Origin of the sequence: Dickeya sp. CFBP 2040, assembly GCF_012273755.1 — a bacterium.
In the GTDB taxonomy this organism is placed as follows: Bacteria; Pseudomonadota; Gammaproteobacteria; order Enterobacterales; family Enterobacteriaceae; genus Dickeya; species Dickeya poaceiphila.
On sequence record NZ_JAAVXH010000087.1, the window covers coordinates 259,293 to 272,254 of the forward strand.

At 54.2% G+C, this 12,962-nt stretch carries 10 protein-coding genes; 8 read left to right on the top strand and 2 right to left on the bottom strand.

Features of this window, described 5'->3' with window-relative positions; genetic code table 11:
- Positions 1-2: 2 nt before the first annotated feature.
- Both rapA and rluA read left to right on the top strand, forming a co-directional pair.
- Positions 3-2,906 carry an RNA polymerase-associated protein RapA gene (rapA, locus tag Dpoa2040_RS12855; protein WP_042872824.1) on the top strand — a complete coding sequence of 968 codons (2,904 nt, stop codon included), beginning with the start codon at positions 3-5 and terminating at the stop codon, positions 2,904-2,906.
- 63 nt (positions 2,907-2,969) lie between these two features.
- Positions 2,970-3,623: a bifunctional tRNA pseudouridine(32) synthase/23S rRNA pseudouridine(746) synthase RluA gene (gene rluA, locus Dpoa2040_RS12860; protein WP_042872825.1), complete on the top strand. Its 654-nt coding sequence runs from the start codon at positions 2,970-2,972 to the stop codon at positions 3,621-3,623.
- 104 nt (positions 3,624-3,727) lie between these two features.
- On the opposite strand, the gene djlA is transcribed toward rluA, so the two are convergent.
- Positions 3,728-4,687, bottom strand: a complete 960-nt coding sequence (djlA, locus tag Dpoa2040_RS12865; RefSeq protein WP_042872828.1) for a co-chaperone DjlA — start codon at positions 4,685-4,687, stop codon at positions 3,728-3,730.
- Positions 4,688-4,837: 150 nt separating this feature from the next.
- On the opposite strand from djlA, the gene lptD reads away from it, so the two are divergent.
- The 6 genes from lptD (at position 4,838) to apaH (ending at position 11,682) form a co-directional block, all read left to right on the top strand.
- Complete coding sequence (gene lptD / locus Dpoa2040_RS12870; RefSeq protein WP_210423927.1) at positions 4,838-7,237, top strand: LPS assembly protein LptD; 2,400 nt, start codon at positions 4,838-4,840, stop codon at positions 7,235-7,237.
- Between the two features lie 98 nt (positions 7,238-7,335).
- Entirely contained in the window at positions 7,336-8,628 is a 1,293-nt protein-coding gene (gene surA, locus Dpoa2040_RS12875) for a peptidylprolyl isomerase SurA (protein WP_168641483.1), read from the top strand.
- Positions 8,628-9,629 carry a 4-hydroxythreonine-4-phosphate dehydrogenase PdxA gene (gene pdxA / locus Dpoa2040_RS12880; protein ID WP_168641484.1) on the top strand — a complete coding sequence of 334 codons (1,002 nt, stop codon included), beginning with the start codon at positions 8,628-8,630 and terminating at the stop codon, positions 9,627-9,629. Before surA ends, pdxA begins: the two co-directional genes overlap by 1 nt.
- A complete protein-coding gene (gene rsmA, locus Dpoa2040_RS12885) occupies positions 9,622-10,440 on the top strand; it encodes a 16S rRNA (adenine(1518)-N(6)/adenine(1519)-N(6))-dimethyltransferase RsmA (RefSeq protein ID WP_168641485.1) in 819 nt (272 codons plus the stop codon). Before pdxA ends, rsmA begins: the two co-directional genes overlap by 8 nt.
- Before the next feature lie 15 nt (positions 10,441-10,455).
- The gene (gene apaG / locus Dpoa2040_RS12890; RefSeq protein ID WP_042872839.1) at positions 10,456-10,833 is read left to right on the top strand and encodes a Co2+/Mg2+ efflux protein ApaG; all 378 of its coding nucleotides are present in this window, start codon (positions 10,456-10,458) and stop codon (positions 10,831-10,833) included.
- 6 nt (positions 10,834-10,839) lie between these two features.
- On the top strand, positions 10,840-11,682 hold the full coding sequence (gene apaH / locus Dpoa2040_RS12895; protein WP_168641486.1) for a bis(5'-nucleosyl)-tetraphosphatase (symmetrical) ApaH: 843 nt from the start codon (positions 10,840-10,842) through the stop codon (positions 11,680-11,682).
- Positions 11,683-11,747: 65 nt separating this feature from the next.
- Here apaH and Dpoa2040_RS12900 read toward each other — a convergent pair whose 3' ends face one another.
- Complete coding sequence (locus Dpoa2040_RS12900) at positions 11,748-12,818, bottom strand: acyltransferase (RefSeq protein ID WP_168641487.1); 1,071 nt, start codon at positions 12,816-12,818, stop codon at positions 11,748-11,750.
- Between the last annotated feature and the right edge of the window lie 144 nt (positions 12,819-12,962).

Below are 12,962 nucleotides of genomic sequence, written 5' to 3' on the forward strand. Positions count from 1 at the left end.
TTATGCCTTTTACACTTGGTCAACGCTGGATCAGCGATACAGAAAGCGATTTAGGATTGGGTACGGTAGTGGCGATAGATGCCCGCATGGTCACCCTGCTGTTTCCGGCCAGTGGCGAAAACCGTCTCTACTCCAGGAACGATGCCCCTATTACCCGTGTCATGTTCAATCCTGGCGATACCATCACCAGTCATGAAGGCTGGCAGTTACGGGTGGAGGATGTTCATGATGAAAATGGACTGCGCACCTATGTTGGTCCGCGTCTGGATACCGATGAACCTGCCGAACTGCGGGAAGTGTTTCTCGACAGCAAACTGACCTTCAATAAACCGCAAGACCGTCTGTTCGCCGGGCAGATTGACCGGATGGATCGCTTCGCGCTGCGTTACCGCGCTCATCGCCACCAGCACGAGCAGGCGCTACAACCCTGGGGAGGGCTGCGCGGTATGCGCGCCAGCCTGATTCCGCATCAGTTGCACATCGCCCGCGAAGTGGGTCAGCGCCATGCGCCGCGCGTACTGCTGGCGGACGAAGTAGGTCTGGGCAAGACCATCGAAGCCGGCATGATTATCCACCAGCAGTTGCTGGCAGGCCGCGCCGAGCGCGTACTGATCGTGGTGCCGGAAACGCTGCAACACCAGTGGCTGGTAGAAATGTTACGCCGCTTCAACCTGCTGTTCTCATTGTTTGACGATGAGCGTTACGCCGAAGCCCGCCTCGACAGCGACAACCCGTTTGAAACCGAGCAACTGATCATCTGTTCACTGGATTTTGTGCGCCGTAATCCCTCCCGCTTCGAACAACTGCTGGATGCCGACTGGGACCTGCTGGTGGTGGACGAAGCGCACCATCTGGCCTGGAGCGAAGCCGCCCCCAGCGCCGGCTATAAAGCGGTTGAGCGTCTGGCGTACGCCATCCCCGCGGTACTGCTGCTGACGGCGACACCGGAACAATTAGGCCAGGAGAGCCATTTTGCCCGCCTGCGTCTGCTCGATCCGAACCGTTTCCATGACTACCACGAATTTATCGCCGAACAGCAGCAATACCGCCCGGTCGCCGACGCGGTCACCCTGCTGCTGAGCGGCAACAGCATCAGCGACAGCGAGCGCAACGCGCTTGGCGAAATGCTGGGCGAACAGGATATCGAACCATTGCTGAAATCCATCGCCAGCGACAGCGAAGACAGCGCAGCAGCACGTCAGGAACTGATCACCATGCTGATGGACCGTCACGGCACCAGCCGCGTGCTGTTCCGCAATACCCGTCAAGGGGTGAAAGGTTTTCCGAAACGCGAGCTGCATCAAATCAAGCTGGCGTTGCCGGCGCAGTATCAGACGGCGATCCGCGTATCCGGCATCATGAATGCCCGCAAATCAGCCGAAGAGTGTGCGCGTGACATGCTCTACCCAGAGCAGATTTATCAGCAATTCGAAGACGATAACGCCACCTGGTGGAGTTTCGATCCGCGTGTTGAATGGATGCTGGAATTTCTGACCAGCCATCGTGATGAAAAAGTACTGGTGATCTGCGCCAAGGCCGCCACCGCACTGCAACTGGAACAGGTGCTGCGCACCCGCGAAGCCATCCGCGCCGCCGTGTTCCACGAAGGGCTGTCGATCCTGGAGCGCGACCGCGCCGCCGCCTACTTCGCCTCGGAAGAGGAAGGCGCTCAGGTGTTGATCTGCTCTGAGATCGGCTCCGAAGGACGCAACTTCCAGTTCGCCAGCCATCTGATCATGTTTGATCTGCCGTTTAACCCAGATCTGCTGGAACAGCGTATCGGACGCCTGGATCGTATCGGTCAGAGCCGCGACATTCAGATTCTGGTACCCTATCTGGAACACACCGCTCAGGCACTGCTGGTGCGTTGGTATCACGAAGGGCTGGATGCGTTCGAACACACCTGCCCGACCGGGCGGTCGATTTATGACAGCCACTACGAACAACTTATCAACCTGCTTGCCACACCGTCTGAACAGACCGGGCTGGACGAGTTTATCCACACCTGCCGCCAGCAACATGACGCGCTGAAAGCGCAACTGGAACAAGGTCGTGACCGCCTGCTGGAGATGCACTCCAACGGCGGCGAACACGCACAGGCGCTGGCTGGAGCGATTGCCGAACAGGATAATGACGTCAATCTGGTCAATTTTGCCCTCAACCTGTTTGATATCATCGGCATTCATCAGGATGACCGCAGCGATAACCTGATCGTACTGACGCCGTCTGATCATATGTTGGTGCCGGATTTCCCCGGTCTGCCGCAAGACGGTTGTACCATCACGTTTGATCGCGATCAGGCGTTGTCCCGCGAGGATGCCCAATTCGTCAGTTGGGAACACCCGCTGATTCGCAACGGACTGGATCTGATCCTGTCCGGCGATACCGGCAGTTGCGCCGTATCGCTGCTGAAAAACAAGGCATTGCCGGTCGGCACCCTGCTGGCGGAATTGATATACGTGGTGGAAGCGCAGGCGCCGAAGAAACTGCAATTGACCCGTTTCCTGCCGCCAACGCCGATTCGCGTCCTGCTGGACCGCAAAGGCACCAATCTGGCGGCGCAGGTGGAATTCGAAAGCTTCAACCGTCAACTGAGCGCAGTAAACCGTCACACCTCCAGCAAGTTGGTGAACGCGGTGCAGGACGAAGTGCACGATATGCTGCAAAAAGCCCAGCCGCTGGTAGAAGCGCAAGCGCAGGAACTGATCGCCGAGGCACAGCGTAACGCCGAAACGCAGTTGCGTCGTGAACAGGAACGACTGGAAGCGCTCAAAGCCGTCAACCCGACTATCCGCGACGACGAACTGGAGGCGTTGGAAGAACAGCGCGAGCAGGTACTGGTGAATCTGCAGCAGGCCAACTGGCGTCTGGATGCCATTCGTCTGGTGATGGTGGCGCACCAGTAAGCCCCATCGGTTGTCTATCTACTTCGCGGCAGGATCTCCCCTGCCGCGATGCCGGAGCCCATCATGGAACCCTATAACCCGCCACGCGATCCCTGGCTGCATATCCTGTATCAGGATCAGCACATCATGGTGGTGAACAAACCCAGCGGACTACTCTCCGTTCCTGGCCGCGCCGAAGAACACAGGGACAGCATCATGACCCGCATTCAGGCTGATTTTCCCGCTGCCGAATCCGTCCATCGGCTGGATATGGCAACCAGCGGCGTGATGGTAGTGGCATTGACCAAAGCGGCGGAGCGAGAATTAAAACGTCAGTTTCGTGAGCGGGAACCAAAGAAATCCTATGTCGCCCGCGTCTTTGGACACCTGATGCAGGATGACGGACTGGTGGATCTGCCGCTGATTTGCGACTGGCCGAACCGCCCGAAACAAAAAGTCTGCTTTGAACAGGGTAAACCCGCCCAAACCGACTACACCGTGTTATCCCGTGACCGTGACGGCACCACCCGCGTAAAGCTGATGCCGGTAACTGGTCGCTCGCACCAGTTGCGCGTCCACATGCTGGCGTTGGGGCACCCGATTCTGGGCGATGGGTTTTACGCTCATCCGCAGGCCAAAGCGATGGCGCCTCGTTTGCTGCTACATGCACAGGAACTGGCGATCACTCATCCCGCTTTTAATACGCCGATGCATTTTCGCTGCGAAGCGGATTTCTAGTACCCATGCGCTAATTCACTTATTTGGAAGCTTTGATTCCAAATAGTGCGTTATTAAGAAATAATTAGCGAAAATATACAGAATAAGAAAAAATAATAAGAAAATCAGCGGGAAAATTTATTAACTTTGAGAAACTCGTAGGCAGCCTGAATATCCTGCGCTTTGCGCTTGGCCATCTCAATCATACGCGGCGACAGGCCCTTACCCATCATTTTGTCCGGATGGTGCTCACTCATTAGCTTGCGATAAGCACGTTTCACCGTAGCGGCGTCATCGCTGCTACGCACCCCCAACGTACGACAGGCGCTCTCAATCGTCGGCCCGCGCGATGATATCGGCGGCCGTTGACCATAAGACTGCCCACCATAGGACTGGTTACGCCGCTGGTAAGATTTATTGCCCTGCCGCGATGATTGTTGGTTATTCTGCCGTGACTGGTAGCTGTTGCCCTGCCTCGACTGGTAACCACTGTTGCTCTGTTTTGACGATTGCTGTTTTGAGGATTGCTGTCTTGAGGATTGATAGTTACCGCGTTCCATGTTGCGCATAAACAACTCGAACTGTTCACGGGTTACTCCCAGTTCATCGGCAAACACATACAGCAACCGCCGTTCATTAGGGTGCAAGGCACCGTCCACAAACGCCACCTGCAACTGAATCTCCAGAAACATCCGGATTAAATCAAAACGGCCAATGCAGGCATCACGCAATTTACGCAACTTGTTGCGCACCGGAAACTGGCTGGCTTTACCTTCACGAAACGCCTTTTGCGCAGCATTGCGCGCCTCACCATGCAACTCCAGCCGGTCCATCATGGTAGTTGCGATGCGGATATCAGACTCCGTCACCCGGCCTTTCGATTTGGTCAGGTGCCCCATCGCCTGGAAAGTCGTCAGGCAGAACAGCGACTGGCGGGTGGATTGCGCGGAAAAAAAGTCGCGCTGACGGGATGCACGGATTCTGTCAAGCAAATGACCCAACAGCAACCCGATTATCAACCCGCCGACACCAGCACTGGACGCAATCCCCAGCACTAGCCCCAGCAACTTTCCCCAATACCGCATATACTCCTCAAATCCCCATGCCGTCGGCCAAAAATTGCTTTATCATACCCGTCATTTATCTTTGCTCCTAACGGCAACGCATAGAAAATGGCGGGGATTTTGCAATGGCACCACGCCGATGGCTAATATAGCCTCTGACCGTTTGCCGGCATGACGCCCTTGACGACGGAACACCAGATACCGCGTATGAAAAAAAGTTTTCCAACTCTGCTGGCCTCATTAATTGGGTCGGCGCTGTACAGCCAGCACGCGCTGGCCGATCTCGCCTCTCAGTGTATGTCGGGCGTTCCCGTATATAATCGTCCGCTGGTGACCGGGGACACCAGCCAATTGCCTGTACACATTAAAGCCGACCAGTCGCAGGGCAACTACCCTGACAGCGCCGTTTTTACCGGCAATGTGAATGTCGAGCAAGGCAACCGTGTACTGACCGCAGATCAGGTGCAATTGCATCAGAAACAGCAAGCTGGTCAGGCTGAACCTATCCGTACCGTCAATGCCATCGGTAACGTGCACTACGATGATAACCAGATCATCCTGAAAGGTCCGCGAGCCTGGTCCAACCTCAACACCAAAGATACCGACGTGGAAGACGGCGACTATCAGATGGTTGGACGCCAGGGTCGAGGCGACGCTGACAAGATGAAACAGCGAGAAAATAATCGCTACACCATTCTGGATCATGGCTCATTTACGTCTTGTTTACCCGGTGATGATAGCTGGAGCGTAGTCGGTTCGGAAGTGATCCAGGACAGGCAGGAAGAAGTGGCCGAAATCTGGAACGCTCGCTTTCGTATTGCCGGCGTTCCGGTGTTCTACAGCCCTTACATGCAACTGCCTCTTGGCGACAGACGCCGTTCCGGTTTCCTGATCCCCAATGCCAAGTATGGCACCAGTAACGGCTTTGAGTTAATCACGCCTTACTACTGGAACATCGCGCCCAACTACGATGCCACCATCACGCCACACGTACAAACCAGCCGCGGCGTTCAATGGCAAAACGAATTCCGCTATCTGTCGCGCGCCGGTTTAGGTCTGGTCGAATTTGACTGGCTGCCGGACGACAAACAGTACCAAAGTGACGTAACGTCCAGTAAATCGGGTTATGCGCCCGACGAAAACTACACCCGTTGGTTGTTCCACTGGCAACACTTTGGCGTAATGGATCAGGTATGGCGTTTTAGCGCTGACTACACCAAGGTCAGTGATCCTAATTATTTCACCGATCTGGATTCAGTTTACGGCAATACCACCGACGGTTACGCCACACAAAGATTTAGCCTGGGATACGCCAATCAGAACTGGGACGCCACCGTATCCACCCGCCAGTACCAGATATTCAGTAATATGGCTACCAATGATATCTATCGGGCCTTGCCACAGCTCGATATGAATTACTATCAGAATGATATCGGCCCCTTCGATCTGCACCTTTACGGCCAGGCGGTAAAATTTACCAACGTTAATCCCAACCTGCCTGATGCAACCCGACTGCATTTCGAACCGACGATCTCTATGCCGGTTTCCAACCAGTGGGCCAGCCTGAATACCGAAGCCAAGCTGATGGCGACCCACTATCAGCAGGAAAACCTGGATATCTACAACGCCAGCAATACGAATAATCCGCTAAAAGGCAGCGTCAACCGTGTCATGCCGCAGTTCAAAACCGACGGTAAAATGGTGTTCGAGCGGGATATGGATTGGGCGAAAGGCTATACCCAAACGCTGGAACCACGGATGCAGTACTTGTATGTACCGTACCGCAATCAGTCGGATATTCGCGCCTATGACTCTACCCTGCTGCAGACGGATTATGCCGGCTTATTCCGTGATCGTACCTTCAGCGGCCTGGATCGCATCGCCTCTGCTAATCAGGTATCAAGCGGGGTGACCACCAGGTTATATGATGATGCGCTGGAAGAACGTTTCAACGCCTCTCTGGGGCAGATTTATTACTTTGAACGTCCGCGCACGGGTTCCACTTCAAGCATTGACCGGAACAACGACCGCGGCAGCCTGAGTTGGGCTGGCGATTCTTACTGGAAATTCGCCGACAACTGGGGCATCCGTGGCGGGGCGCAATACGATCAACGCCTTAAGGATTTCACGCTCGGCGACGCCGTGCTGGAATACCGTGGTGGCGGCGAACGGCTGTTCCAGTTGAACTACCGTTTCGCCAGTTCGAAATATATTCAGGCTACACTGCCCAACGTGGCCAACCCCGGTTTCCAGCAAGGTATTTCTCAGGTTGGCGCCACTGCCAGTTGGCCGTTGTCTGATCGCTGGGCTATCGTGGGTGCCTACTACTACGACACCAAAGCCAACCAACCAGCCGACCAGTTGATGGGCCTGCAATACAATACCTGCTGCTGGGCGGTGAACGTTGGCTATGAGCGCAAAATAACCAAGTGGAACACCACCAACAATCAAAGCGTTTACGACAACAAGATCGGCTTTAGCTTTGAACTGCGCGGCCTGAGCAGCAATTACAGCCTGGGTACGGAAAAAATGCTGAGAAACGGCATTTTGCCTTACCAGCGTGCGTTCTGATGAGGTCACGCCGGGAACTCTGGCGGCAATAAACGTCTAATAACTGGTAGCGATTAAACATGTAACCCGCTCTGGCGGATAAAATTAACGGGAAAGGTATGAAGAACTGGAGAGCGCTTGTTCTGGGACTGGCACTGAGTGCCAACATGGCGGTTGCGGCCCCGCAGGAGGTCAACAAGATCGCCGCAGTCGTCAACAATAGTGTGGTTCTGGAAAGCGATATCAATAGCCTGCTGCAGTCCGTCAAGATGAACGCACAAGAAGCCGGTCAGCAGTTGCCGGACGACGCCACGCTCCGTCACCAGATTCTGGATCGGTTGATCATGGATAACATTATCCTGCAAATGGCGCAAAAGATGGGCGTTCAGGTCACCGATGAGCAACTGGATCGTTCCATCGCCAATATCGCCGCACAAAATCGCATGAGCGTGGACCAGCTACGCAGCCGTCTGGCGGCTGAAGGCGTCAGCTTTGATACTTACCGCAGCCAAATTCGTAAAGACATGATGATTGCCGATGTGCGCAACAGCGAAGTACGTCGTCGCGTCAACGTACTACCGCAGGAAGTGGACTCGCTGGCTCAACAACTTGCCAGCCAGGGAGCAAGCGGCCCTGAAGTTAATCTGAGTCAGATCCTGATCCCGCTGCCGGAAAATCCGACCCAGGATCAGGTTGATAAAGCAGAAAATCTGGCCAATCGTCTGGTAAAAGAAGCCTCTCAGGGTGCCGATTTCGGCAAACTTGCCATCACCTACTCCGCCGACCCGCAAGCATTGAAAGGCGGACAGATGGGCTGGGGCCGTCCGCAGGAATTGCCATCGCTGTTTGCCGAACGTCTGACTAATCCACAGAAAGGCCAGATCGTCGGGCCGATCCGCTCTGGCGTCGGTTTCCATATCCTGCGCGTGAACGATACCCGCGGCGGCGATCAGCCGGTATCGATAACCGAAGTTCACGCTCGTCACATCCTGTTGACGACATCAGTGGTCATGAACGACGCGCAGGCCAAAGCCAAGCTGGAAGAAGTGGCGAACCAAATCAAGAACGGCAAGATCAGTTTCGCTGCCGCCGCCAAACAGCTGTCACAGGACCCAGGTTCTGCTAATCAGGGCGGCGACCTGGGTTGGGCATCGCCGGAGATGTATGACCCGGAGTTTCGTGATGCATTAACCAAACTGAAAAAAGGCGAAATCAGCGCACCGGTGCATTCATCATTTGGCTGGCATCTGATTCAATTGCTGGATACCCGTCAGGTAGACAAGACCGACGCCGCTCAGAAAGATCGCGCCTACCGTATGTTGTTTAACCGCAAATTTGCCGAAGAAGCGCAGACCTGGATGCAGGAAAAACGCGCTGCCGCTTACGTGAAAATCCTGAATGGTCAGAACTGATGCCAATTGAAACGCAGGTACAGCGTGTCGTGATCACCCCCGGCGAACCCGCCGGGATTGGTCCCGATCTGGTCGTCGCGCTGGCTCAGCAAGACTGGCCGATAGAGCTGGTGGTGTGCGCTGACGCAGGGCTGCTGTTAAGCCGCGCGCTGGCGCTGAAACTACCGCTGACATTGCGTGAGTACCAGCCGCATCAGGTAGCGCAGCCACAAGCCGCCGGCACGCTGACGCTGTTGCCGGTCACCGCCGACGCCACCGTGGTGCCGGGGCAACTAAACGTAGCGAACAGCCGCTATGTACTGGATACGCTGACTCGCGCCTGCGACGGCTGCCTGAAGGGGGATTTCGCCGCGCTGATCACCGGGCCGGTGCACAAAGGCATTATCAACGAGTCGGGTATTACCTTTTCCGGTCACACTGAATTTTTCGCCGAGCGCAGCCACTGCCAGCGCGTGGTAATGATGCTGGCGACCGAGGAACTGCGCGTTGCGCTGGCGACGACGCATCTGCCGCTAAAAACAGTATCAGACGCCATCACTCGTGACAGCCTGCACGAAGTCATCACGATTCTGCATCAGGATTTGCAACGCAAGTTCGGCCTCGCTCAACCGGTCATCTATGTCTGCGGCCTGAATCCACACGCTGGCGAAGGCGGCCACATGGGGCGTGAAGAACTGGATGTCATCATCCCGGCACTGGATGAACTGCGCCAGTCAGGCATCCAACTGGTCGGCCCGCTGCCAGCCGACACCTTGTTCCAACCCAAGTATCTCGAACACGCCGATGCCGTACTGGCGATGTATCATGACCAGGGCCTGCCGGTACTGAAATATCAGGGCTTTGGCCGGGCTGTCAACATCACGCTGGGACTGCCGTTTATCCGCACATCCGTCGATCACGGTACCGCGCTGGAGCTTGCCGCCAGCGGCCAGGCCGATCCGGGCAGTTTCCGCACTGCATTGAATCTCGCTCTACATATGATTGCTAACCGTAATGAATAATCGCGTCCATCAAGGCCATTTCGCCCGTAAGCGTTTTGGCCAAAATTTTCTTAACGATCAATTCGTGATCGACAGTATTGTTTCCGCCATCCACCCTAAACCGGATCAAGCTATGGTGGAAATCGGCCCTGGCCTGGGGGCGCTCACCATCCCGGTCGGCGAACGCATTGATCGCTTTACCGTGGTGGAACTGGACCGTGACCTGGCCGCCCGGCTGGAGGTCCATCCCTCGCTCAGAGACAAGTTGACCATCATCCAGCAGGACGCCATGACGGTAGACTTTGCCGCACTGTCACAACAGGCGGGACAACCGCTGCGGGTTTTTGGTAACCTGCCGTATAATATTTCGACGCCGCTGATGTTCCACCTGTTCAGCTATACTCAGGCTATTCTCGACATGCACTTCATGTTGCAGAAAGAGGTCGTCAACCGGCTGGTGGCAGGGCCGGACAACAAGGCTTATGGTCGTTTGAGTGTCATGGCGCAGTATTATTGTCAGGTCATTCCGGTGCTTGAAGTACCACCAACCGCCTTCAAACCGGCCCCTAAAGTGGATTCCGCGGTGGTGCGATTAGTGCCTCACACGACATCGCCTTACCCGGTCGTGGATACCCGTATCCTGAGCCGGATTACCACGGAGGCATTTAATCAGCGGCGCAAAACGCTGCGTAACAGTCTGGGCAATCTGTTCACGCCAGAGCAATTAACCGCACTGGAAATTGACCCAAATGCCAGGGCTGAAAACGTGACTATTGCGCAATACTGCCGTCTGGCCGAGTGGCTGACCGCACACCCCACATCGCAGGAATAAGCTGGAGTTGTCGTCATGATGAATGCGCCCAGAGTATGTATACAGGTTCAGAGCTTCTACGTAGAAGCACAGTCTCAGCCAGAAGACGGTCGTTTCGTCTTCGCGTATACCATCACCATCCGCAATCTGGGCCGTCATGAGGTTAAACTGCTCAACCGCTACTGGATGATTACCAACGGCAACGGCAAGCAAACCGAAGTACAGGGCGAAGGCGTCATCGGCCTGCAACCCGTCATTCAGCCGGGTAGCGAATTCCAGTACACCAGCGGCGCTATTCTGGAAACCCCGATGGGTACAATGGAAGGCCATTACCAGATGATTGACCATCAGGGTGAAGCATTTCAGGTCCCTATTCCGGTATTCCGCCTGGCCATCCCCTCACTGATACACTGAAAGATTATGGCTACCTATCTTGTTGGCGACGTTCACGGTTGCGCTGTCGAACTCAAGGCGCTGCTGGCGCAAGTCGCCTTTAACCCCGAACATGACTCGCTATGGTTAACCGGCGATCTGGTTGCCCGCGGCCCTGACTCACTGGAAGTGTTACGCTACGTGCGTTCGCTGGGCGATGCAGTGCGCATGGTGCTCGGCAACCACGATTTGCATCTGTTGGCGGTATACGCCGGCATCAGCCGCAACAAACCCAAGGATCGTCTGGACCCGTTGCTATCGGCGCCGGATGCGGATGACCTGATCAACTGGCTGCGCCGCCAACCGCTGCTACAGGTGGACGAGGAACGCAAGCTGGTTATGTCCCATGCCGGCATCACACCGCAGTGGGATCTGGACACCGCCAAAATGTGCGCACGGGAAGTGGAAGCGATCCTCAGCAGTGATAGCTACCCGCTGTTTCTGGATGCGATGTACGGCGACATGCCGAATCACTGGACCCCAGAGCTGAGTGGGCTGGGGCGCTTGCGGTTCAGCACCAACGTCTTTACCCGTATGCGCTACTGCTTTTCTGGCGGCCAGCTCGACATGCTGTGTAAGGACCCCCCCTCGCAGGCACCATCACTGCTGAAACCCTGGTTTGACTTGCCGGGTCCGGTCCCCGCTGAATACGCCATCGCGTTCGGCCATTGGGCATCGCTGGAAGGTAAAGGCACACCAGAAGGCATCTACGCGCTGGATACCGGCTGTTGCTGGGGGGGGGAACTCACCTGTCTGCGCTGGGAAGACCAGCGTTATTTTACCCAGCCATCGCTAATGACGCCGCAAACCGATATAGCTTCCGCTATCTGAAATATCCGGCAGCGGTTGCTGCCGGATATTTCACACCCTATCTCTCAGGTTAATATCTCTCAAGCTCAATGCTGATAGCGTCTCATCGTCACAGATAACATTCCCGCTACCTTTTTCCCTGCCCGAATGGAAGGCGTTTCAATCCATGTGAACATAACTGATGCTATTACGATACTAACGGTAATAGAGAACATAAATATTGTTATTCTCTCAGTGGATGTCGCGGAGTCTGATAAATGGTTTCTAAAAAACACCATTACAGGATAGTGAACGAGATAAAGTGAATAGGAAATATCGCCAATGAAGGTCAGTATTCGACTGTATCCTGCCTCACTGTGGTCACCCAATATAATAGCCGAAATCATGATCACCGATGCCAACCAGAAACCACCGCTCAAGCCGAAAACCTGTGGACCAACGATAACAGCGCCTGCTATTGCAATAACGAACGCTATTTTCGCCAGTATCCTGCTGTAAAGTAACTTGCTGATTTTGTTCCTGACCATTAATTCTGCCAGCAACATGCCAGTGATGAATTCAAACACAATGGTATTACTTACCAATTTAATCCAGGCCTGCCACCAATGCATAACAATAACATTCGGCGATACCTGTGATGAAAAATTAAAACTGCCGTTGTAATACAGCTGGAAACCTGTCATGGCTGCCACGAAAACCAGTGTGCAAATGTAGCTGCGATAGCGGTAGCTGATACTCATTGAAACAGCAAAAATGAGGTAGAACATTATTTCGTAGGATAATGTCCATGGAGGACCAAGAGCACTATAACCAAAGGTTGGACCAGGTTGGCTGTAATCCTGTAGACAAAAGTAGAGTGTACAGACCATCTGACTGAAACTTCTTTCAGGATACACGAAAATAAAAGAAAACAGCCAAACGAAAAAAAAGACTGGCCATATGCGAAAGAAGCGTTTAACGATAAATGCAAACGGACTGTCAGGTGCATGATAGGTAATGAATGTCATTATAAAGCCGCTAATTATAAAAAAAACATCCACACCAAGTGCGCCAGGAATGTGTTTTGTCCAGTTACCTTCCAGCAGGGAGGAATTATGCGCCACGACGACAAGCAAAGCAGCCAGACCACGCAAATACTGAATTGATGCGATTTTCATATACGGAAGGACCTTGACCTTTAATCACATTGCTTTTGAGTTACAGGTCTTTATAGGTTATTTTGCAACGTATTAGAATAGTAAAAAAGAAATACCAGTGACATTGTAATAAAATAAAGTAAATAAGGCATGACGCAATCAACC